A 22,673-nucleotide genomic window follows, 5' to 3' on the forward strand; every position below is an offset into this window, starting at 1 on the left:
CTGGTCCGCGTCGGCCGTTTCCGGCTCGGCGGGCTCGGCCTTCGGTCGGCGAGTTTTGCGGCGCGCCGACTCCGCGGCGCCGCGCGACGAACGTCCGGGCTTGCTCTGCTTCGCCGGTGACTTGCCCCAGCTGTCGCGTTTGCGCGACGACGACGGCCGGTCTGCGCCCTCCTCCCTGCGGTGCAGATAGATCCGGGCGCCACCGATCAGCAGGACCACCACCGTGGCGAGCATCATCGTCGGGAACCGGTTCACCAGCGGGATCGCCAGGTTCAGCAGGATGTCCTTGATCGAGGTGGCGCCACGACCGGTGAGCTGCTGATAGGCCAGCGGCACGGCGACGAACAGCAGCAGCGGCGGCAACACCATCGTGCTGAACAAACCCCGGTAGCGAACGGCGGCGACGGCCGCGACACAGCCCACGACGTACAGCGCGGCGAACGTGCCGGTCAGCTCGGCGCCGCCGCTGCCGGCATCGATCAGAAATCCCAGAAACGTGCAGGCAACCGCGATCAGGATCGCCGCGCCGACCGGGATCCCCGGCACCGACGGCAGGATCGAGCGTTGCGGCGCGGGCACCCGGGATCGCACACGTTCGGAAGCAGCCACGATATGCACACTAGTTGCCGCCGCTCCCGGCGGCGTGGCGGCACGGCCATACCTTGGTTACTCACCCGCGTCGGCGAAGCTCACCGCGCGGCCGGGAATCCACGCGTCCGATCTCGGGCACATCCTGTCGGTTGTGGCCGGCTCGTGCAGTCTGCGGGCGGTGACCATCACCCGCGACTCCACCGAGGCCCCCGGCATCGAAAGCCGCTACCGCCCCGCCGAGTTGCGCGCCCAGCCGGTTGAGGTGCTTTCCCGTCGTGCCGAGCCGTTGATACAGCTCCCGGCCGAGACGCCGCACGGGGGCCATGTCCTTGGACAGCGCCTCCCGCCGTCGGCCGAAGGCGATGGTGCGCCGCAACGCGATCAACGTGGCGAGAGTAGCGAGGATCACATCGCGGCCGAACGAGTCCTCCAGCAGTTCGAAGCCGGTGGTCAGGGCGGCGTCGAGGAACAGGTCGCCGGACACGAAGAGCACCACGAATTCCGGCGCCGGGTCGAAGGCGGCCCAGTACGCCTTGCCCAGCAGCTGGTCGATATACGTGCGGATGTTCGGCGTGCCTGGTGAGCAGTTCGGCGCGCACGTCGGGGTCGCGGGCGTCCAGGTAGGCGGCGAACGGCACCGCGGCGTCCACCACGATTTGCCTGCCGCCCGCGAGGCGCACCACCAGATCGGGTCGCACCGTGCGGTCGTCCTCGCCGAGACCGGTGCGGCTCACCTGGGTCCGGAAATCGCAGGGCCTGTCATCACGACCGGCTCGGCCACCCGCTCCAACTGGATCTCGCCTCGTCGGCCGTGTACCCGAGGTGCGCGCAACGCCGCGACCAGCTGACCGATCTGCCCGGTGATCTGGTGCGAGGTGCGCCGCATGCTCGCGCAGGCTCGAATACGCGGTGAGCCGCTGCCGCTCGGCCTGCGGCGCGTTGAGCGCCCCGACCGCCGCGCGCAGCGGTTCCACCACCGCGCCGACGGCGTGCGAATGCCCCCGTACGGCATCCTTGTCGGCTGCGGTGTGGGGCTGTGGCGGCTGCTGTTCGTTGTCGGGGACCTTGTCGGCTGCGGTGTGGGGCTGTGGCGGCTGCTGTTCGTTGTCGGGGACCTTGTCGGTCGCGGTGTGGGGCTGTGGCGGCTGCTGTTCGTTGTCGGGGACCTTGTCGGTCGCGGTGTGGGGCTGTGGCGGCTGCTGTTCGTTGTCGGCGATCTTGTCGGTCGCGGTGTGCGGCTGTGGCGACTGCTGTTCGTTGTCGGCGGCCTCGTCGGCCGGGCTGAGCGACTGCCGCGACAGTTGCTCGTTGTCCGCGACTACCGCGGGCCGCGCCTCGGCTGCCGCAGCGCGATGCCCGGCCCGCGCGGCGCGACCCAGCCGGTCGAGGCCGAAACCGGCGGCGAACACCGGGATCATGGCGACGAGCACGGGTGCGGTCATGGCGCAGATAGTGCCGTACGCCACCGACAAGAACGAGCAGCTGGCAGCTGCCCGTCATCGGGCCGGAATCCCGCTCGGCCTGCGTATTGCCGCGAATCTCGCGTACCTGTCGGCTTCTGGCATCCGGAACGTCCACGTCGTGGGATTCGGGAAGACAGGAGGTGTGCGGGGTTTCGGCCTGTCGGTGAACCGCGACCGGTCGACTCGCCGGACCGGTGGACACGCCGGGTCCGCACCGAGTGAACCCGGCACAACGGGCGGGTCGATTGAAGTCTGTCGGTGCCTTGCCCTACGGTTTCGCGGCATGCGGATGCTGCACACCTCGGACTGGCACATCGGGCGCACGTTCCACGGGGTCGATCTGCTTGCCGACCAGGCTCGTTCACTGACCGCCATCGCGGAGCTGGTGGCCGAGGAATCGGTCGACGTGGTGGTGCTGCCGGGTGACGTGTACGACCGGTCGATTCCCAGCGCCGACGCGATCGCGGTGTGCAACCGGGGATTCGAGGCCATCCGCGCCGCAGGAGCCCGGATCGTCGCCACCTCGGGCAACCACGATTCGCCCGCCCGGCTGGGCGCGGGCGCGAGCTTCGCCGCGGCGGGCGGGCTGCATCTGCGCACCACCGTGGCCGATGCCGACCGACCCGTGCTGCTGGAGGACGAGCACGGTCCGGTGGCGTTCTACGGCATCCCGTACTTGGAACCGGAGATCACCCGCGCCGAACTCGAAGTGCCGCAGGCACGCTCGCACGCCGAGATCCTGGACGCGGCCATGGCCCGGGTGCGTGCCGACATCGCGCGGCGGCCGGGGGTGCGGACGGTCGTGCTGGCGCATGCCTTCGTGATCGGCGGGGAAGCCACCGGATCGGAGCGCTCTATCTCGGTCGGCGGCGTGGAGACGGTCCCGCTCGCCGCTTTCGACGGCATCGACTATGTGGCCCTCGGTCACCTGCACTCACCGCAGACGCTAACGGAGGCGGTGCGCTACTCCGGCTCGCCGCTGCCGTATTCGTTCGGCGAGAACGCGCATCGCAAAGCGGTATGGATCGTCGACGTGGATGCTTCCGGCCTGCGAGCCGTGCGCCGCAGGGACCTGCCGACGGTCCGGAGCCTGAGCAAGCTGACCGGCACGCTGGACGAGCTGCTCAGCGGCGCCGAGTACGGCGCGGCCGAAGAGCACTACGTATCCGCCGTGCTCACCGATGTCGCCCGCCCGGTCGACGCCATGCGCAAACTGCGCGAGCGGTTCCCGTACGCGGTGCACGTCGAATGGGCGCGGCCCGAGGGCGGCCCGGATCTGCGCTACCGTGAGCGGGTGCACGGCCGCCGCGACATCGAAGTAGCCCACAGCTTCCTCACCGACGTCCGCGGCGCACCCAGCCCGAGCGAGATGACCTGGCTGGAGCGGGCGCTGTCGGCCGCCGTCGCCGAACCGGAGCAGGTGGCCGTAGTGGCCGCCGCCGAGGAACTGACCGCATGAGCACATTGCCGAGGCCGGGCGTAGGCGCGGCGGCATGAGGCTGCACAAGCTGGAGATGACCGCCTTCGGCCCGTTCGCCGCCACCACGGTCGTCGACTTCGACGCCCTCGGCGCCGACGGGTTGTTCCTGCTGCACGGCCAGACCGGCGCGGGCAAGACCACGGTGCTGGACGCCATCGCGTTCGCGCTCTACGGCCGGGTTCCCGGCGCGCGCGGGGAGAGCAAGCGGCTGCACTCCGATCACGCGCCGGAGCAGACGCCACCACAGGTGGTGCTGGAGGCGACCTTGGGCGGGCGGCGAGTGCGCCTGACCAGGAGCCCCGAGTTCCAGCGGCCCAAGCGCGACGGCACCGGCATGCGCACCATCAACCCGAAGGCGACGCTGACCTGGCTCGACGGCAGAGGCGAGAACCTCTCCCGGATACCGGATATCGGCGACGAGGTGCTGCGCCTGCTCGGCATGAGCGCCGACCAGTTCTTCCAGGTGGTGCTGCTGCCCCAGGGCGACTTCGCCCGCTTCCTGCGAGCGGAGAACGAAGACCGCGAGAAACTGCTCGAAAAACTCTTCGACACCAGGCGTTTCGGCACCGCTGAACAGTGGCTCGCCGATCAACGCCGTGCCGCCGAAGCGGATATGAAGGCTCGCACGGACGGCATCGAGCGGTTGATCACGCAGGTGGGTATGGCCGCGGGAGTGACGGATTCGGTCGGCCCGGCCGAGTGCGTCGGATGGTCGCAGGACCTGCTGGCCACCGCGCGCGCCGATCTGGCCGCCGCCGTGGCGGAAGTCGAGCGCTGCCAAGCGGACTCCTCGCGGGTGCGGGAGCAGGCGGAACAGCAGCGCCGGCTGCGCGAATCGCGCCGCCGCATGAGCGCGGCCCGCGCGCAGCTCGACGAATTTGCCGCCGGGGCCGATCGGCGCGCGGCATTGCAAGCCGAACTCGACCTCGCTCGCCGCGCCGAGCCGGTCGCCGCCGCCATCGACGAAGCGCGTTCGGCGGTGCAGAACCTGCGCAGGCGCGACAGCGAGAAGGACGCGGCGGCGCAGCGGCTCGCGACCCGCCTGCTGGAACCGGCCTGCGCCGAACTCGGTGGCGCGGAACTGATGGACGGCGGTCGGATTCGCGACGACGCCGACATCGACGCGGCGGTCCAGCGCTGGAGCGCGCAGATCGGCGCGCTGGACGAAGTGCGAGCCGACGCCGACACCGCCACCGAGCTCGGTGGTGAACTCGACGCCCTGCGCGCCGAGGACGCGACGCTGGCCCGGCGCGTCACCGAGCTCACCGCGCGGCGTGACGAGCTGCCCGCGGCGCTCACCGCGGCCGAGGCCAGGCTGAGGGAGGCCACCGAAGCGGTCGCCGCCCTGCCCGGCATCACCGCGGAGACCGAACGGTTGCAGACCGCCGCCACGGCGGCGGTCGAGCTGGCCGCGCGGCGCACCGCGCTCGACCACGCCCGCATCGAGTTCGACGACGCCCGCGCCGCGCACCTGGACGCCAAGGAACTGGTGCTGGAGCTGCGTGAGCGCAGGCTGAGCGGAATGGCCGCCGAACTGGCCGGTGAGCTGGTCGACGGAAATCCCTGCGCGGTCTGCGGTTCGGTCCGGCATCCCGCGCCGGCCCAGCCGACCGACACCGCGGTGTCCAAGGACGAGGAGGACGCCGCGGTCGCGGCGGAGCGCGCCGCGGAGGACACCCGTGACCGTGCGCTGGCCCGCATCACCGGCTTGGAACGCGAGATCGAAGCGCTGGTCGCTCGCGGCGGCGACACCGACCGTGTCGAGCTCGCCGCGGCTCTGCGCGCCGCGACCGACCGCTACGAGGACACCTCGGAGCTGGCCGCCAACGCCGACGGGCTGGAGGCGGAACTCACGCGTCTGCGCGGCGACGAGGCGCGCCTGCACGACGAGCTGCGCGCATCCGAGGCGCGCCGCAGCGCGGTCGTGGCCACCGTCGTCTCCGCCGAGAAGCGCCTCGCCGAACTCACCGACCGGCTGCGCAGCGCCGCGGGCGCCGACCAGACCATCGACCGCCGCCGCGCCCGGCTCGTGACCCTCGTCGCCGAGGCGACCGCTCTGCGCGATGCCCGTGCCGAAGCGGTTGCGGCGCGGGAACAGGTGTCCATGGTTGCGGATCGGGTGGAAAACCTCGCCCGCGCAGCGCGTTTCGTACCAGAGGGCGAGTACGGCGGCCCGATGTCGGCTCTCGGGTCCGCGTCTGCCGCCGCCGAGGGGGCGGTCCGGTCCGGGGAAGGTTCGGCTTCGTCCGGAGAAGGCTCGGCTCCATCCGGGACAAGTCCGGCTTCGTCCGGCTCAGGTCGGGCTTCGTCTCGGGACGGCTCGGCTCAGCCCGCGGAATCCGGCGAGACCGCCGCCGCTCCGGTTTCCGGCGGCGGGGAGGAACCGGCGCAGCTCGACACCTGCGCTCGCGTGACCGGCGCAGACCACATCGCACGCTTGACCGCCTACGCGAAGGTCGTCAACGCCGCGGCGCGCGACTCCCGGCGGCAGGCCGAGATGGAAGCGGAACTCGTGGCCGCCGACCGTGCCCGCGCCGCGGCCGAAGCGGTGCTGGCCGAACCGGAGATCCGAGCGGCGTCGGAGCAGGAGCCCGGCGATCAGGCCGAGCTCGACGCGCTGGTGACGGCCGCGCAGACCGCGCTCAACGCCGCGGTGGCCGCTCATGCCGAGGCGAGCAGGCGAGCCGGCCAGCTCGAGGAACTCGGCGGCCAGCTCTGGGCCGCCGTGGACCGGATCGCCCCGGCGCAACGAGCGTTCGAGGAACTCGACGGTCTCGCCGACCTGGTCGCCGGGCGCGGTGCGAACAACCGCCGCATGTCCCTGCACTCCTACGTCCTGGCCGCTCGCTTGGAAGAAGTCGCCCAGGCCGGATCGCTGCGGCTGCGCCGGATGTCCGGCGGCCGTTACGAATTCGTCCACTCGGACAAGGCCGGGCCGCGCGGTCGCCGAGGCGGGCTCGGCCTGGACATCCGTGACGATTACACCGGAGCCATCCGCCCGGCCAAGACGCTGTCCGGGGGCGAGACCTTCATGGCCTCCCTTTCGCTGGCGCTCGGGCTGGCCGACACCGTCGCCGCCGAATCCGGTGGTCTCGTTCTCGACACCTTGTTCATCGACGAGGGATTCGGCGGCCTGGACGCCGACACCCTGGATGCCGTGATGGGCGTCCTCGACGAACTCCGCACCGGCGGCCGCGTGGTCGGCGTGGTCAGCCACGTGGACGAGATGCGCCAACGCATCCCCAGCCGCCTGCACGTCGTGCGCGGCCGCGACGGCTCCCACCTCCAGGCGACCATCGCCTGAGCGCGCCTTCGCCGGCCGGCCTTCTTGCGCTCACCCCTCGTGGTCGAGCAGCCACCGTTTCACGGGCAATCCCCAACGGAAGCCGCCCAGTGCGCCGCCGATGCGGAGGATTCGGTGGCAGGGTACGAAGAGGGCGGCGGCGTTGCGGGCGCAGGCGTTGGCCGCGGCGCGGGTGGCGTCGGGGCGGCCGGCGCGGGCGGCGAATTCGGTGTAGGTGAGCGGGCCACCCGCCGGGACGGCGCGCAGCACCTCCCACGCGTGCACGAGGAATTCCCCGGAGTGCTGGCGCACCGGAATCGAATCGATAGCGGTGAGATCGCCGTCGTGGTAGGCGGCGACGGCGGCGGTCACCTCGCCCAGCGCATCCCGCTGCCGCAGTCCGCCGGGCCGCAAGGTGGGATGGATCAAACCGCGCAGGTTCTCCGCGTCGGCCGTCCATCCGGAGGCCAGTACCGCGCCGTCGGAGTCGACGAGGGTGGTGAACGGGCCGAGCGGTGTGTCGCTGACGGCGAAATCCGCTGTGGTGGTCCGGGCGCCGGTGAGGTCGGGGCGGACGGCGATGCTGGCGTTCATGATTCGACACTGCCTTTCGTGGTGGCGAGCGCTGGGCTGCCGGAAGGGGTGACGCGGCTGGTCAGTGCCGCTTTCCACAAGTGCATGGACAGGTACGACCGCCACGGAGCCCAGCGTGCGGTTCCGGTCAGATCGATGCCGAGCAGGCTCGCGCCGCGGCGGACGACCAGATCGGTGCCGAGCAGGACGTCCGGATCGGCGAGCAGGCGCATGGTGACGTAGTCGGCCGTCCACGGCCCCACGCCGTCCAGCGCGAGCAGATCGCGGCGCAGATCGGCGGCAGTGCGCCCTTGGTGCAGCGCCAGCTCACCGGAGGCGAGCGCCTCGGCCGCCGCGATGATGGAACGGATGCGCCGCGCCGGCCCGGTCAATACCTCGGCGCCACGCTCTGCGATCACCTCCGGGGCCGGGAACAGCAGCGGGATCGGTCCGTCCACCCGTTCCCCGAGAGCCTCGACCAGCCGAGCGGTGTGCGTGGCCGCGGCGGACACCGAGATCTGCTGCCCGATCATGGTGCGCAGCAACAGTTCGGCGCCGTCGACGGACCCGGGCACGCGGATACCGGGGGTGAACGACGGGCGCCCTCCGTCCAGCGGCTCCATTTCGGTCACCGCTTCGCTCTCGGGGGGCGATCCGGCTCCCGCGTCGGGCAGATAGTCGGCGGCCTGTTCCGGCGGCCGTCGCACGGTGCTGTCGGGTGGCACGGACCCGACACCGAGTGCTTCGTCGATTCCGACGGGGTCGGCATCGAGGTCGAGCAGGTGGCGCAGTCTGGTCACCGTGGGCGCGAGGTCGCGCATGTCGTGGAGGGACAGCTCCGCCCGCACGTGGTCGCGCTGGAAGCCGAGCCGCGCGGTGGCGTGCCCGTGCGGCGTGCGCAGGTTCCTGGTGTAGGTGCGGTTCTCCCACAGCTCCATGCCCGGCACCGCGTGCGCCGACAGGAACCATTCCAGCCAGGCCCGGTCGAGCGGCTCCCGGTAGGGCAGCCGCAGGGTGAGCGACCCGCTGCCGGACGGCGCGGAACGCGCGGTAGCGCCGGTCTTCGCGCGCTGCGCTTCGAGCCGCATGGTGGTGGGACTGACGGCGAACACCTCGCGCACCGTGTCGTTGAACTGCCGGATCGAGGCGAAACCGGCCGCGAACGCGATATCGGACATGGGCATGGCGGTGGTCTGGATCAGCAGCCGCGCCGTGTGCGCCCGGTGCGCCCTGGCCAGCGCCAGTGGCCCCGCGCCCAGTTCGGTGGTCAGCACCCGGGTGAGCTGGCGCTGGGAATAGCCCAGCGTAGCGGCCAGCCCCGGCACCCCCGCCCGCTCGACCACACCGTCACCGATCAGCCGCATCGCCCGCGCGGCCAGATCCGCCCTCGTGTTCCACAGCGGCGAGCCGGGCGCGGCGTCGGGCAGGCAGCGTCGGCAGGCACGGTAGCCCGCCTGCTGCGCCGCGGCGGCGGTCGGCAGGAACGACACGTTGGCCCGCTTCGGCGTGATCGCCGGACACGAAGGGCGGCAATAGATTCCGGTGGTTCGCACCGCGGTGAAGAATTGCCCGTCGAATCGGGAGTCCCGGGTCGACACCGCCCGGTAGCAACGTTCGAAATCCAATGCCGTGATCGTCACGCTCACCACAATGGCAGCTGCGGCGGACCCGTGCTAGCGGGAATCGGCCACCACTGCTGGTGGTAGTCGTGACCTCACACGACTGGCATGACATCGCACAGCTGTTTCCCGGTCAGCGGTTGTGGCAACTACCAAATCGGCCTGTGGCGACGCGCGCCGAAAATCTTTTCGCTCAGCAGCACCGGTTGGCCGGATTGCGATCCGCCTCCGCGTGCCGCTGCCGCCAGTACTCCCGCTCGGTCGGGACGGCGCAGCCGGGATGCTTGCGCCGCAGGTGCTCGACGTAGCGCTGGTAGTCCTGCCCACCCAGGATCGAGTTGAACCACCAGACCCCCGCGCGGACCCCGCCGCCGCAGGCACGGGCCACGGCGCGCAGCCGGGCGCCGACCGGTCGCGCGGACCGATCGGCGCCCGGCTGCGTGGAGTCGCTCATTGCGCGTGGACGTGGGCCGCGCCGGAGGGGCGCACCTTCCCGGCCGCGATCAGCTCGTCCCACTGCTTCTGGACTTCCTTCTCCGCGGCGGTGGCGACGAAACCGCTGGGCGCGAAGATCTTCGACGGCTCTTCCGCCGTCTCGGTGGTCGTCGTCTCCCCGGAGCGCCAGGCGCGGAAGGCCACCAGCGCGCCGACCACCGCCACGATCAGCACCAGCAGCGCGAACACGATCGACAGCGTGCCCTGGATGAAGGTGTTGCGCACGATCGCGTTCATGTCGTCCTGGGTCTTCGCCGTCAGGCACAGCTTCCCGGCGTCTTGCGCGGCCTGGCAGATGCTGTGCTGCTTCCAGTAGCCGAGCTTCGGGTCGGCGGAGAAGATCTTCTGCCAGGAGGCGGTCATGGTCACCAGCAGATCCCAGACCAGCGGAATCGCCGGGATCCAAGCCCATTTCGCGAGGCCCTTCTTCACCACGATCACCAGCACAACGGTCAACGCGATGGCCGCGAGCAGCTGGTTGGCGATGCCGAACAGCGGGAACAGCGTGTTGATGCCGCCCAGCGGATCGGTGACGCCCATCAGCAGGATCGAGCCCCACGCGCCGACCACGACGGCCGAGCACAGCCACGCGCCCACCCGCCAGGACGGATCACGGAACTTCTTCGCCGCGCCGCCGAAGTTGCCCAGCGCGTCCGAGAGCATGAACCGCGCCACCCGGGTGCCCGCGTCGATCGTGGTGAGGATGAACAGCGCCTCGAACATGATCGCGAAGTGGTACCAGAACGACTTCATGCTCGCCCCACCCAGGAACTGGTGGAACACCTCGGAGATGCCGACCGCCAGCGTCGGCGCGCCGCCCGTGCGGGAGATGATCGATGACTCGCCCACATCGCTCGCGGCCTGGCTCAGCTCCGCCGGGGTGATCGCAGGACCGCTGAGCCCGAGGCTGTTGGTGTAGGCCGCGGCCTTCTCCGCGGTGCCGCCGGTGAGACCGAGCGGCGCGTTCATCGCGAAGTACAGGTGCTGGTCGATGATCGAGGCGGTGATGATCGCCATGACCGCGACGAACGACTCCATCAGCATGCCGCCGTAGCCGATCATCCGCGCGTGCGATTCCTTCTCCAGCAGCTTCGGCGTGGTGCCGGAGGAGACCAGCGCGTGGAAGCCGCTCAGCGCGCCGCAGGCGATGGTGATGAACAGGAACGGGAACAGCGAACCCGCGAAGGCGGGCCCGGTGCCGCTGGAGGCGAACGACGAGACGGCGGGCGCGTGCAGCACCGGCAGCGTGACCAGGATGCCGACCGCGAGCAGCACGATCGTGCCGACCTTCATGAACGTCGACAGGTAGTCGCGCGGAGCAAGCAGCAGCCACACCGGGAGCACCGAGGCGACGAAGCCGTAGGCGATCAGCAGCCAGGAGATGGTCACCGGCGAGAGCGTGAACCAGTCCGCGCCCCAGTCGGTTTCCGACACCCAGCCGCCGCCCACGATGGACAGCAGCAGCAGGGCGAACCCGATCACGGAGACCTCGCCGACCTTGCCCGGCCGCAGGAACCGCAGGTACACACCCATGAACAGGGCGATCGGAATGGTCATCCCGATCGAGAAGACGCCCCACGGGCTGTGCGCGAGCGCGTTGACGACCACCAGCGCGAGCACCGCGAGCAGGATCATCATGATCACCAGCACGCCGACGATGGCCGACCAGCCGCCGATCACGCCCAGTTCGTCGCGGGCCATCTGACCCAGGCTGCGCCCGCGCCGCTTCATCGAGACCCACAGCACCAGGTAGTCCTGCACGGCGCCGGCCAGCACCACGCCGACCACGATCCAGATGGTCCCCGGCAGGTAGCCCATCTGCGCGGCCAGCACCGGACCGACCAGCGGACCCGCGCCGGCGATGGCGGCGAAGTGGTGCCCGTAGAGCACCCGCCGGTCCATCGGCATGTAGTCCTTGCCGTTCTCCAGGATTTCGGCGGGGGTGGCCAGGTCGTCGCGCGGTTTGACGATCCTGCGTTCGATGAACCTGGCGTAGAACCGATACGCGATGACGTAGGTGCACACCGCCGCGATCACGATCCACACCGCGTTCACCGATTCGCCGCGCGAGATGGCGAGCACCGCCCACGCTATGGCGCCGAGAACGGCGATCCCCCCGAAGATCAATTTCTTGGCCGGTGTGATCGGGGACTTGTCGACCACGCCGACGGGCGGCAGATCGGGATCGGTCCGCAGATATTCGATTGTCGCCATCTGCCTACTCTCCTGTAAAACGCGCAGGATCTTGCTCAAACACGTGACAACGTAACCGATCGGCGATCGCCGTCGTGCCGATTCCGGACGCCGGACGGGCACCGTGAAATATTGTTCATGTGTCGGCCGTCACCACCTGATTGCCGAACGTATGCTGCCATGCGGTTCGATGAGCTCCACATCCGCCCCGGAGGAGGGCTGTGTTGCGTGCGAATCCCGTCGCCCGGCTCCGTCGCCGGACGCTGCTCGGCTCGGCGCTGGCCGCGCCGCTGCTGGCCTGCGGCGGCTGCGGCTCCGATGACGACGCGTTGACCTTCTTCTTCCAGGCCAGGCCGGAAGAGGCGCGGGTACGGCTGAAAATCATCGACGAGTTCCGGAAGCGCCGTCCCGACATCAGGATTCGCACCATCATGTCGGGGCCGGACCCGTTGCAACAGATGCTCACCTACTGCGCGGGCGGCAAATGCCCGGACGTGCTGATGGCATGGGAGCTGACCTATGCGGGTCTGGCCGAGCGCGGCGTGCTGCTGGATCTGAACACGCTGCTCGCCCGCGATCCGCGATACGCCGCCGAACTCCGCGCCGACAGCTATCCGGCGCTGTACGACACCTTCACGTACGCGGGCGGGCAGTACGCCCTGCCGGAGCAGTGGTCAGGGGTGTTCCTGTACTACAACCGGGCGTTGTTCGACGAAGCCGGGATCAGCGCGCCCGCGCGCTGGCGCGACGCCTGGTCGTTCGACGAGTTCCTGGCCGCTGCCGAGGCGTTGACCAGGCACGACTCGTCCCGGACCAGGTGGGGCTTCGCCGACGCCTGGGTGCCGTACTTCTCGGCAGCCTGTTTCGGTATGAACAACGGCGCCGAATGGTTCTCGCCTTCGGTGAACCCGACCAGGACCAATCTCGGCGATCCTCGGTTCGCCGAAGGCTTCCAGTTCTACGCCGACCTCGCCGTGCGCCATCGCGTGGCGCCGAGGGCGGCCGACACGATCTCCGTCTCGGCCCCCGACCTGTTCCGGCGGGGCCGCGCGGCGATGGCGCTGGGCGGGCACTGGCTGTACTCCGAGTTCGCCGGGCACGCCGACCTCCCGATCGACGTCACGGTGCTGCCGGCCGGCCCGCACGGCGGTCCAGGCGCCATCACCGATGTCGGCAGTACCGGGCTGGCCATCGCCGCCGACAGCCCGCGCGTCGAACAGGCTTGGGAATTCGTCAAATTCGCGACCGGGCCGGTGGGGCAGGCGATCATCGCCGCGTCCGGACTGTTCGTTCCGGTGCTCCAGTCCGCGATGAACTCCACGGGATTCGCCGCCGCGCACCGGGAGATCCGCAATCTCGAGGTGTTCACCGCCGGTCCGGCCAATTCCCGTCCGCTCCCGGTCACCCCCGCGTGGGGAAAGGTTTCCGCCCTGCTCGAGCGCGGTTCCAACCGCGTGCTGCGCGGCGCCGCCACCGCCGCGTCCTTGGACGGGCGTTTCGCCTCCGACGTCGACGCGCTGCTGGAGACGCCATGACAGGAGTGCGGCGATCGCAAACACCGGGCAAAGCAAGGGTCGCGTCCCGATTGGCGCGGCGGCGGGAGCGGGCCGGGTGGGCATTCGTCGCGCCCAACGTGGCGGCCGTCGCGGTTTTCCTGTTGTTCCCGTTGGGTTTTTCGCTCTATCTGAGTTTTCATTCGTGGGACTTGTTCAGTCCCATGCGATTTGCCGGCGTGGACAACTACCGGCGGCTGTTCACGTCGGACCCTCTGTTTCTCATCGCATTACGTAACACGGCCGTATTCACACTGTTGACCTTGGTGCCCACGGTGGTGATCGGTCTGGCCGTCGCCGCGGCACTGAATCGAAAGCTCGCCGGTATCGGCATATTTCGCACCATCGCTTTTCTGCCGCTGGTCGCTTCGGCGGTCGCCATGGCCGTGGTGTGGCGGTTCCTGTTCACCGACGACGGGCTGCTGAACGTCGCGCTCGGCTGGATCGGCATCGACGCGGTGCCCTGGCTGACCGACCCCGACTGGGCGCTGGTCTCGCTCAGCATCGTCACCGTGTGGAAGAGCGTGCCGTTCGCGACGGTCATCCTGCTCGCCGCCATGCAGGGCGTGCCGGAGACGCTGTACGAGGCCGCGAAGATCGACGGAGCCGGCGCGCTGCGACGCTTCCTCGCGATCACCGTGCCGTTGATCCGAGGGCCGCTGTCGTTCGTCTTCATCATCACGATCATCAATTCGGTGCAGGCTTTCGACCAGGCATACGCGCTGACCGGCGGCAACGGGGGACCGGAGACGGGTACCTACCTGCTGGGAATCATGTTGTTCCAGAACGCCTTCGGCTTCTACGAAGTCGGGTACGCCTCCGCACTCGCCTGGGTGATCTTCGCGATCCTGTTCCTGCTGACACTGGTGCAACTGCGGATGGCCCGGCGGTCGGAGATGGAACAGTGAACACCTACGAGACGGTGCGGCGCGCGCTGCCGGCGCGGCAGGACCGCGCGAACCTCGCGGCCGGCCGGGTCGACCGGGCGATCGTGCGGCGGGTGGTGCGCGGGACCGCGATATACGCGGTGCTGGCCGGCATCGCGTGGTGCGCCCTGTTGCCGATCCTGTGGGCGGTGTCCGGCTCGCTGAAGCGGGACGGCGAGATGGCCGACGCGACGTTCCTTCCGCAGCGGCCGCAGTGGTCGAATTACGGGAAGGTCTTCGAGCTGCTGCCGATGGGGCGGATGCTGCTCAACACCACGATCTACGCCTTGTGCGTGACGGCGGGGCAGGTCTTCTTCTGCTCGCTGGCCGGGTACGCGTTCGCCCGCTTGCGGTTTCGCGGCCGCGACGTACTGTTCCTCGCCTATCTCGCGACGCTGATGGTGCCGTTGACCGTGACGGTGATCCCGCAGTTCCTGCTGATGCGGGCGTTCGGCTGGGTGGACACCCCGTGGGCGATGATCGTGCCCGGCCTGTTCGGCAGCGCGTTCGGCACCTATCTGATGCGGCAGTTCTTCCGCACGCTGCCCGAGGAACTCGAGGAGGCCGCCATCCTCGACGGCTGCTCCACCTGGCAGGTCTATTGGCGGGTCCTGCTGCCGCACACCCGTCCCGCCCTGATGGTGCTTGCCGTGCTCACCTGGATCACCGTGTGGAACGACTTCCTCTGGCCGCTGGTCATGATCCAGCGCGAGGACGTCGCCACCGCGACACTGGGCCTGATCCGCCTGCAAGGCCAGTACCACACCCAGTGGCCGATCCTCATGGCCGCCGCCATCGTCATCCTGCTGCCTTTGCTGCTGATCTATGCGATAGCTCAGCGCGCGTTCATCCGAGGCATCGCGATGTCGGGGTTCGGCGGTCGGTGAACAGACTTCCCACTCGTCTCATCGGTGCGGTGCCGCGGCCGGGCGAAGGTCGTCGCCCGGCCGCGGCACCGCGGTGCAAGGGGTACCGCCGCCCGGATCACGCGCCCCAATAGGTGCCGAAGCTCCAGAGGTTGCCCTCCGGGTCGCGCACCGTGAAGCCGCGTGAGCCGTAGTCCTCGTCGCGCAGGCCGCGGACCACTTCGGCGCCGGCGGCGGTGGCGCGGGCGAAGAGCGCGTCGGGGTCCTCGCAGACGAGATACACCGAGTCGGTGCCGGTGGGGCGGGTGCTGAACGGGCTGTCGTCCTTGCCCGCGGAGCCGAACATCACACCGCCGCCCAGCGGCCAGCGCAGTTCCGCGTGCTCGATGATCGACGGGTCGTCCTCGCGGGCGTAGATCGCGGCCTCGCGGAAGCCGAACGCGTCGACCAGGAAGGCGGCCATCGCGCGGGCATCGCGGAAGGTGAGCGTGGGCCAGACGGCGGTACGGGTGCTGGTTTCTGTCGGATTCGTCATGCGTTCATCGTCATCCGGCGGACTCGTCCGGGGCTTGGACGGATGTAACCTCTTCCGCCAGCCACGCGGTCGGGCTCGTCCCGGCGAGATCGGCGAAGTCGCGATCCAGATGAGCCTGGTCGTAATACCCGCAGGCGGCGGCCACCTGGGCGATGGTGACGTAGGACGGCGTGTGGGCGAGCATCCGGCGAGCCCGCTCGAAACGGGTGATCCGGGCCGCGAGCTTGGGACTCAGGCCGAACTCGCGATTGAACCGGCGCGTCAGATGCTGCCTGGTCCAGCCGATCTCATCGGCCAGCGGACCGATCGCGATGCCGCCGCCGGAACCGACCACCGCCCGCCACGCCCGGGTGAGTTCGGGACCGACCGCACGGTCCGGATCGGCCAGCGCCGAGAGCACCCGATCGCAGACGCCGAAACGCTCCGGCCAGCTCCGCGCGTACTGCAATCGCTCCCACAGCTCCGATCCGACCGGTCCCACCACGTCGGCGAATTCGACCGACGTGTCCCACAGCGCCGCCGCGGGCATGCCGAACAAGGTGCGGCAACCGAGCGGCGTGAGCGACACGGCCACGCCTTCCTGGTAACCGCCGTGTGCGATCAGCGCCGTGCTCGCTTGCAGGCCGCTCAGCACGCACCGGTAATTCCGCGGCGACTGACGCGGATCGGTCTGCTCGACGACGTCGATCGTCGGCCCGATCGCGACGATGAAGGTCATGTGCCGCGACGGCAACCCCCGATGGATCCCCGCCGAGAATCCGGCCATGCGATAACCGAGGTACCGGTCGATGAACCCCGCGAGCGCGGGCGCCGGACGCGCCGTCATCACCTCCGTGGTCGGCTCCATGCGGTCACGCTACGCCGGGGGACCGACATGTGCGCCCGGCTCCGCCGCATGGATCAGTTCGCGATATCGACGTGCCCGCGAAGCGCCGATCCGTCGGCAGTCGAGCAGGGCAGGGGGCCAGGTCGTCCGCGACGCGGCCGCGGGGATATGCGCGGGCGCGGCGTCGTCCATGCCCACCGATCCGGCGGCTCTCCGCAGGTCGCGAGCGGCGGTGAGATGTACCACTACAGCGTGTAGTTGACTGTGATCACCTGCCGCGATCCGGATACCGTTGCGCGTTCTGACGAAATCTGGAGGTGTGATGCGGCGGGTGCAGTACGAGCGCAGCGGTGGTCCCGAGGTGCTCGAGCTCGTCTCGGTCGAAGTGCCGACGCCGGGGCCGGGTGAGCTCCTGGTCCGTGTCGAGGCGGTCGGGGTGACCCTGCCGGTGGTGCGGAAGGTGCGTGAGCAGCGCGAACCGATCGCGTTGGGCGGCGAGGTCGCGGGCGAGGTGGTCGCGGTGGGCGAGGGCGTCGATAGATATACGCCCGGCTATCGCGTGACCGGTCTCGTGTTCGGTCACGGCTACGCCGACTACGCCCTGCTTTCGGCGGCCATGGCGTCGCCGATTCCGGACGGCGCGTCGGCCGTCGACGCGGTCGCGCTGGTGCGCAGCGGCCTGGTCGCGCTCGGCGCGCTCAGTGCCGCATCGCCCCAGGACGGCGAATCCGCTCTGATCACCGCCGCCGCGAGTGGCGTCGGCCACCTCGCGGTCCAGTTGGCGCGGGTGCGCGGCGCGGCGCGGGTGGTCGGCGCGGTGTCGGATCTGGCGAAGGCGGAGTTCGTGCGCGAACTCGGAGCCGACGAGGTGGTCGAATACGGCCAGGAATCCTGGGGCGCCCCCACCGACTACGTGCTCGACGCCGTCGGCGGCGACTTGCTCTCGCCCGCCCTCGCCGCGCTGGCCCCCGGCGGCCGGTTGGTCGCCTACAGTTCCGGCGGAGGCGTCATCCAGGCCTACGATCTGCTCGTCGGCGCGAAATCCGTCATCGGTTTCCAGATGGCCCGCATAGCGCGAACCCAGCCGGACACCTACGACCACTGGCGCCAAGAACTCTGGCAGTACTTCGCCTCCGGCCAGCTACGCCCCGCCGTACACGCGGAGTATCCCCTCGACCAAGCCGCCACCGCCCACGCCGTCATCGAAGCCCACGCCAACCTCGGCAAAGTCGTCCTCATCCCCTGAGCCGGCCGCGACTGGCACATGGCCGCGGCAAACCGCGAGAAGCGCCTCCACCATGTGCCACTCGCGGGGGAGTCGGGTCGGGGTGCCGCGTAGACTCTGTTCCTCGTGAGTCTCACCTTGGGAATTGTCGGTCTGCCGAACGTCGGGAAGTCGACGCTGTTCAACGCGTTGACGAAGAATGACGTGCTCGCCGCGAACTACCCGTTCGCGACCATCGAGCCGAACGTCGGCGTGGTCCCGCTGCCCGATCCGAGGCTGAACAAGCTGGCCGAGATCTTCTCCTCCGAGCGGATCGTGCCCGCCACCGTGTCGTTCGTCGACATCGCCGGCATCGTGAAGGGCGCTTCCGAGGGCGCGGGCCTGGGTAACAAATTCCTCGCCAACATCCGCGAGGCCGACGCCATCTGCCAGGTGGTGCGGGTGTTCGCCGACGACGATGTGGTGCACGTCGACGGTCGCGTCGACCCTGGCGCCGACATCGAGGTGATCGAGACCGAACTCATCCTCGCCGACCTCCAGACCCTGGAGAAGGCGGTCGTGCGCCTGGAGAAGGAAGCCAAGGTCAAGAAGGACCGCAAGCCGGTCGCCGACGCCGCCAAGGCCGCGCAGGAGATCCTCAACGGCGGCACCACCCTGTTCGCCGCGGCCGGCAAGGTGGACACCGAGCTGCTGAAAGAGCTCTCGCTGCTCACCACCAAGCCCTTCCTCTACGTCTTCAACGCCGACGAGTCGGTGCTCACCGACGAGGCGAAGGTCGCCGAGCTGAAAGCCTCCGTCGCCCCCGCCGACGCGGTCTTCCTCGACGCCAAGGTGGAAGCCGAACTGCTCGAACTCGACGAGGAATCCGCCATCGAACTCCTCGAATCCATCGGCCAGACCGAACCCGGCCTGCACGCCTTGGCCCGCGCAGGCTTCCACACCCTCGGCTTGCAGACCTACCTCACCGCAGGGCCGAAAGAAGCCCGCGCCTGGACCATCCACCAGGGCGACACCGCCCCGAAGGCAGCAGGCGTCATCCACACCGACTTCGAACGCGGCTTCATCAAGGCCGAAGTCGTCGCCTTCGACGACCTCGTCGAAGCGGGCTCCATGGCCGCCGCCAAGGCAGCGGGCAAGGTCCGCATGGAAGGCAAGGACTACGTCATGGCGGACGGTGACGTGGTCGAGTTCCGCTTCAACGTCTGACCCTCTGCGTGGAAGTAGGGAAGCGCGCACATCGCTGCTGGTAGCGACTCTACTGAGGCCCCCATCCGGTATTCGGGTGGGGGCTCAGTCGTTCGCCGGCGCGGTGCGATGGCCGACATCGACCGCGCGGTGAAGATTCTTTCGACCGCGGCGATGAGTTTTCCGGACCGACCCCGTCCGTACTGGTGAACGCGCCACCAACCCGGCGCGACCGACCCAGAAGGAACAAGAAATGACCGCCATCACCGCCACCAAGTCCACCGCCGCCGTCCACCCCGGCAAGATCCGCAACCGCGTCCTGTGGACCCTGCAGATCGTGCTCGGTCTGTTCTTCATCATCGCCTCCGGCGGCCCGAAGCTCGTCATCCCGCAGACTCTGATGGAAAACAACGCCACCGCCTTCTCGATCCCGTTGGCGCTGCTGGTCTTCATCGGTCTTGCCGAGGTCGCGGGCGGGATCGGGCTCATGGTGCCCCGCCTGACCGCGGCCGCCGCGATCGGCCTGGCGATCGTCACCTTCCTCGCCGCCGGCTTCAACGCGTTCCTGGCCGACACCCCGGAATTGGCCCCCTTCCCGCTGGCGCTCACTGCGATCTTCGCCTGGATCGCCTACGAACGCCGGGCCTCGATCGCCGCCCTGCGCGCGCTGGTGAAGCGATGACCCGTGCGTAACGCCCGGCTACCGGCGGCGCCCAGCCGCCGGTAGCCGCGTTGTGCGTTACGGGGACGGTCCGGTCGGGTTGGTCGGGCTGTCCCATCGGAGTCGCGGGGCGGACGTCACCGGATCGGGCCGCCTACCCCGTGACCCTCCGAATCATGCGACGCGGCGCAAAACGGCTGCGCGCGCTCGCGGACCCGACAACAGCGGCCCGAGTCCGCGCCGCGCTCGAACGCGAAGTGCTGGACAAACGCACCTGGGAGACGCAGTACCAATTGATCATGGCGCTGGGAACGACCGGCAGCCGCGAGGATGTCGAACTGTTGAAAACACTGGCGCTGCAACCGCGCTCGGCAACGATGGTCAACGCTGCTCTTGGCGACGCCATCGTCCGCCCGGGTCGTGACGTCGAGAACGACCCGGCAGATGGCCGCCAGATCATCGCCGAAGCCGCCATGGACGCCCTGAACGGTCGTTACGGAAACTACGTGAGCGTGCTGTAGTTGACGTGGAATCGAATGCACGCATCGAGCTACCCGCGTGGTGGCCTACCCTTCCACAGCGGACGACCACCGCAGTCGCCGGTCCGGCGCTTGCGACTGCCGTGGAGATGAGGCGTGATGACGAGGGAAGAAGGCTTCGATCGTCGGATCGAACCGTTCCGGACGGAGCTGCTGGCGTACTGCTACCGGATGCTGGGCTCGGCGCACGACGCAGAGGACTTGGTCCAAGACACGTATCTGCGGGCGTGGCGGGCGCGGGAGCAGTACGACGAAACGCGCGGCTCACTGCGCACCTGGCTCTACCGGATCGCGACCAACGTCTGCCTGACCGCGCTGCGGACTCGCGGCGGCCGACCGTTGCCGTCGGGACTGGTGGCCGCGGCGGATCCGCTCGGACCGTTCGTGCGGGGAGAGCACGCCGCCTGGTTGCAGCCCTTACCGGATTCGTTGCTGGACAACGCCGATCCGTCCGCGACCGTGATCGATCGCAGCAGCCTGCGTTTGGCGTTCGCTTCCGCCCTGCAGCACCTGTCGGCGCGTCAGCGCGGTGCGCTGATCCTGCGTGAGGTGCTCAGCTTCTCCGCGGCCGAGACGGCGGAAATTCTCGGCACCACCGTCGTATCGGTGAACAGCTCCCTGCAGCGGGCGCGCACCCGCCTGAAAGAGATCGGGGCCGGATCGGAACGGGTCGGGGAGCTGTCCACGACCGAGCAGCGCGCCTGGGTCGAGCGCTACATGTCGGCGTTCGCCCAGGCCGACATCGAGGGCCTCAAGCGTCTGCTCACCGAGGACGTCATCATGGAGATGCCGCCGATGCTCAACTGGTTCGCCGGCCGTGCCAACTACGGCCTGTTCATGGAATGGGTCTTCGAGGCGGCCGGGAAGGACTGGGTTCTCCAGCAGGTCGCCGCCAACGGCGGCCAACCCGGATTCGCCGCCTATCAGCGCGTCGGTGACCGGTACGAACTGCACACGCTCCAGATCTTCACAGTCACCGCCGAGGGCATCAGCCGGAATTCGGTGTTCCAGGATCCTGAGATTTTCGCGGCTTTCGGCTTGGCGGCCCGACTCGACGCCTAGACCCGACAGTTTCCTTCCAGCGGCGCGATGAGTTCGGATGCCGCCGCCGGTATGTATTCCCGAGGTCGCCGGAACACTGCAGGCGATCCGACCAACAAGGGAGACTCCGATGTCGAACCATCGCGCCGCAGACGAGGCCGCGATCCAGGCCGTGCTGGCTGATTCCTACAAGGCGTGGGAGGCGGGCGACGCCGACGCCATGGTCGCCGACTACACCACCGACGCGACCGCCATCATGACGGGCTCGCTTCGCGACAGCCGTGAGGTGATCCGCCAGAGCATGGCACTGGCCTTCGCGGGGCCGCTCGCGGGCAGCTCGACCTACAACAAACAGCTCAGCGTCCGCTTCATCGGCGCGGATGCCGCGATCGTGATCAGCGAATCCGCCATCCTGTTCGCCGGCGAGACCGAAGTTCCCGCCGACGAGCGCAAGGTGAACGCGACGTGGGTCTTCGAGAAGCGCGACCAGCGGTGGCTGATCGCCGCCTATCACAACAGCCCAATACTCGCGCCTGCCCAGTGAGCCGCGGGTGAACCAGCCACCGCACTGACTGGACGGCCCTCGTCCCCGGATGTGGATGAGGGCCGTTCCCGCGATCATTTTCGTCGTACGGCCGCCCGCATGCTCTGTCGGGGTGGGGCTCGGTCGTTTCTGCGGCACCGCACACCGGCCGGTCGGTCAGCGGGGTAGGCGTGATTATCTGTGCGCTTCGTCGGCGTCGATGGATAACTTGGTCGGATGGGTGCCGACGAGCAGCTTCCTACCGCAGCCGCGCTGCGTACCCGACTGCGCCACGTCTATTGGATCGGTGGAGGCAGCGGCGCCGGCAAATCGACGGTCGCGGGCAATCTCGCCGCCCGGCACGGCTTGCGCGTGTACTCGACCGACGATGCCATGCGCGACCACGCTGCCCGCAGCACACGGGAGAACTCCCCCTGGCTGAGCAGATTCGCGGCGATGAGTATGGATGAACGCTGGGTGGACCGGTCACCGGAGACGATGCTCGACACCTTCCACTGGTACCGGGGCGAAGGATTCCATTTCATCGTCGAGGACCTGTTGTGCTCACCGTGCGAGGCAGGAGTCATCGCCGAGGGATTCCGCCTGTTGCCGCATCTTGTTGCACCGCTGCTCACAGAGCGCAGCCACGGTGTCTGGTTGCTTCCCTCACCCGCGTTCCGCCGGGCAGCGTTCGACAAGCGCGGTTGGAAGATCCCCGGCAAGACCCGGGATCCGGCGCGTGCCGCACGAAATCTGCTCGAACGTGATCGGTTGTTCACCAATCGTCTCCGCACCGAGAGCTCCCGCCTCGGACTTTCCGTCATCGACGTCGACACCGTATCCGAGGAGGTTCTGACCGATAGGGTTGGTCAGGCACTCGGACTCTGAGCCGCAGATGCCAAAGGCGTCCGGAACCTGGCATGACAGCGCGCTGGCGAGCGGCAGTTGGAGCGGACTGGCCCTTCTCGGGAAGGAGGGCGCTTCGCCGTACACCTGGGTACATGGCGCTGTTATGCGGCTGCACCGTACGACCTCCAACATCCGCGGATATCGCCGCGAATTTACTGCTGTATGGAGCGCCGCAGGCTCCGGCTGG

The 22,673-nt window shown here is 69.2% G+C and carries 21 protein-coding genes and 1 pseudogene; 13 read left to right on the forward strand and 9 right to left on the reverse strand.

Annotated elements, in window-relative coordinates:
• The 3 genes and pseudogenes from NB3_RS17145 to rmuC form a co-directional block, all read right to left on the reverse strand.
• A partial coding sequence (locus NB3_RS17145; RefSeq protein ID WP_174553218.1) for a DUF6542 domain-containing protein occupies nt 1-609 on the reverse strand: 609 nt, incomplete at its 3' end.
• 61 nt (nt 610-670) lie between these two features.
• Nucleotides 671-1,325, reverse strand: a pseudogene (locus NB3_RS35065) (DNA recombination protein RmuC).
• Nucleotides 1,322-1,477, reverse strand: a complete 156-nt coding sequence (gene rmuC, locus NB3_RS36805) for a DNA recombination protein RmuC (protein WP_371855913.1) — start codon at nt 1,475-1,477, stop codon at nt 1,322-1,324. Before rmuC ends, NB3_RS35065 begins: the two are co-directional and overlap by 4 nt.
• Here rmuC and NB3_RS36810 point away from each other — a divergent pair.
• From NB3_RS36810 to NB3_RS17165, 3 genes are all read left to right on the forward strand, one after another.
• Nucleotides 1,476-2,276: a hypothetical protein gene (locus NB3_RS36810; RefSeq protein WP_157111832.1), complete on the forward strand. Its 801-nt coding sequence runs from the start codon at nt 1,476-1,478 to the stop codon at nt 2,274-2,276. The genes rmuC and NB3_RS36810 overlap by 2 nt on opposite strands.
• 61 nt (nt 2,277-2,337) lie before the next feature.
• Entirely contained in the window at nt 2,338-3,513 is a 1,176-nt protein-coding gene (locus tag NB3_RS17160; protein WP_067803947.1) for an exonuclease SbcCD subunit D, read from the forward strand.
• 34 nt (nt 3,514-3,547) lie between these two features.
• The gene (locus tag NB3_RS17165) at nt 3,548-6,838 is read left to right on the forward strand and encodes an AAA family ATPase (RefSeq protein WP_067803950.1); all 3,291 of its coding nucleotides are present in this window, start codon (nt 3,548-3,550) and stop codon (nt 6,836-6,838) included.
• 30 nt (nt 6,839-6,868) lie between these two features.
• Here NB3_RS17165 and NB3_RS17170 read toward each other — a convergent pair whose 3' ends face one another.
• From NB3_RS17170 to NB3_RS17185, 4 genes are all read right to left on the reverse strand, one after another.
• Nucleotides 6,869-7,411, reverse strand: a complete 543-nt coding sequence (locus tag NB3_RS17170) for a methylated-DNA--[protein]-cysteine S-methyltransferase (protein ID WP_067803953.1) — start codon at nt 7,409-7,411, stop codon at nt 6,869-6,871.
• Nucleotides 7,408-9,039, reverse strand: coding sequence for a DNA-3-methyladenine glycosylase 2 family protein (locus tag NB3_RS17175; RefSeq protein ID WP_244891941.1), 1,632 nt, complete (start codon nt 9,037-9,039; stop codon nt 7,408-7,410). Before NB3_RS17175 ends, NB3_RS17170 begins: the two co-directional genes overlap by 4 nt.
• A 163-nt stretch (nt 9,040-9,202) precedes the next feature.
• A complete protein-coding gene (locus tag NB3_RS17180; RefSeq protein ID WP_067804060.1) occupies nt 9,203-9,397 on the reverse strand; it encodes a YbdD/YjiX family protein in 195 nt (64 codons plus the stop codon).
• Nucleotides 9,398-9,459: 62 nt separating this feature from the next.
• On the reverse strand, nt 9,460-11,718 hold the full coding sequence (locus NB3_RS17185; protein WP_067803955.1) for a carbon starvation CstA family protein: 2,259 nt from the start codon (nt 11,716-11,718) through the stop codon (nt 9,460-9,462).
• A 203-nt stretch (nt 11,719-11,921) separates the two neighbouring features.
• Here NB3_RS17185 and NB3_RS17190 point away from each other — a divergent pair, with 203 nt between their 5' ends.
• Genes NB3_RS17190 through NB3_RS17200 form a run of 3 tightly spaced genes read left to right on the forward strand, consistent with a single transcriptional unit; the run spans nt 11,922 to nt 15,063 of the window.
• A complete protein-coding gene (locus NB3_RS17190) occupies nt 11,922-13,232 on the forward strand; it encodes an ABC transporter substrate-binding protein (protein ID WP_067804063.1) in 1,311 nt (436 codons plus the stop codon).
• A gap of 50 nt (nt 13,233-13,282) precedes the next feature.
• Entirely contained in the window at nt 13,283-14,158 is an 876-nt protein-coding gene (locus NB3_RS17195; protein WP_244891943.1) for a carbohydrate ABC transporter permease, read from the forward strand.
• Nucleotides 14,159-14,184: 26 nt separating this feature from the next.
• Entirely contained in the window at nt 14,185-15,063 is an 879-nt protein-coding gene (locus tag NB3_RS17200) for a carbohydrate ABC transporter permease (RefSeq protein WP_218020588.1), read from the forward strand.
• A gap of 97 nt (nt 15,064-15,160) precedes the next feature.
• Here NB3_RS17200 and NB3_RS17205 read toward each other — a convergent pair whose 3' ends face one another.
• Nucleotides 15,161-15,577 carry a VOC family protein gene (locus NB3_RS17205; RefSeq protein WP_067803961.1) on the reverse strand — a complete coding sequence of 139 codons (417 nt, stop codon included), beginning with the start codon at nt 15,575-15,577 and terminating at the stop codon, nt 15,161-15,163.
• Between the two features lie 10 nt (nt 15,578-15,587).
• Nucleotides 15,588-16,424, reverse strand: coding sequence for a helix-turn-helix domain-containing protein (locus NB3_RS17210; protein ID WP_067803964.1), 837 nt, complete (start codon nt 16,422-16,424; stop codon nt 15,588-15,590).
• A 301-nt stretch (nt 16,425-16,725) separates the two neighbouring features.
• On the opposite strand from NB3_RS17210, the gene NB3_RS17215 reads away from it, so the two are divergent.
• The 7 genes from NB3_RS17215 (at nt 16,726) to NB3_RS17245 (ending at nt 22,465) form a co-directional block, all read left to right on the forward strand.
• The gene (locus tag NB3_RS17215; protein WP_067803966.1) at nt 16,726-17,649 is read left to right on the forward strand and encodes a quinone oxidoreductase family protein; all 924 of its coding nucleotides are present in this window, start codon (nt 16,726-16,728) and stop codon (nt 17,647-17,649) included.
• 105 nt (nt 17,650-17,754) lie between these two features.
• Nucleotides 17,755-18,834, forward strand: coding sequence for a redox-regulated ATPase YchF (gene ychF / locus NB3_RS17220; protein ID WP_067803968.1), 1,080 nt, complete (start codon nt 17,755-17,757; stop codon nt 18,832-18,834).
• 232 nt (nt 18,835-19,066) lie between these two features.
• Nucleotides 19,067-19,495, forward strand: coding sequence for a DoxX family protein (locus NB3_RS17225; protein ID WP_067803970.1), 429 nt, complete (start codon nt 19,067-19,069; stop codon nt 19,493-19,495).
• Nucleotides 19,496-19,650: 155 nt separating this feature from the next.
• Nucleotides 19,651-19,995 (forward strand): hypothetical protein, encoded by a 345-nt coding sequence (locus NB3_RS17230; protein ID WP_067803974.1) that lies wholly within the window; start codon nt 19,651-19,653, stop codon nt 19,993-19,995.
• A gap of 117 nt (nt 19,996-20,112) precedes the next feature.
• The gene (locus NB3_RS17235) at nt 20,113-21,075 is read left to right on the forward strand and encodes an RNA polymerase subunit sigma-70 (RefSeq protein ID WP_067803977.1); all 963 of its coding nucleotides are present in this window, start codon (nt 20,113-20,115) and stop codon (nt 21,073-21,075) included.
• 109 nt (nt 21,076-21,184) lie between these two features.
• Nucleotides 21,185-21,598, forward strand: coding sequence for an SgcJ/EcaC family oxidoreductase (locus NB3_RS17240; RefSeq protein ID WP_067803980.1), 414 nt, complete (start codon nt 21,185-21,187; stop codon nt 21,596-21,598).
• Nucleotides 21,599-21,814: 216 nt separating this feature from the next.
• On the forward strand, nt 21,815-22,465 hold the full coding sequence (locus tag NB3_RS17245; protein ID WP_067803983.1) for an AAA family ATPase: 651 nt from the start codon (nt 21,815-21,817) through the stop codon (nt 22,463-22,465).
• The last annotated feature ends 208 nt before the right edge of the window (nt 22,466-22,673 follow it).

The sequence above is a fragment of the Nocardia beijingensis NBRC 16342 genome (assembly GCF_001612785.1).
Classification (GTDB): Bacteria; Actinomycetota; Actinomycetes; order Mycobacteriales; family Mycobacteriaceae; genus Nocardia; species Nocardia beijingensis.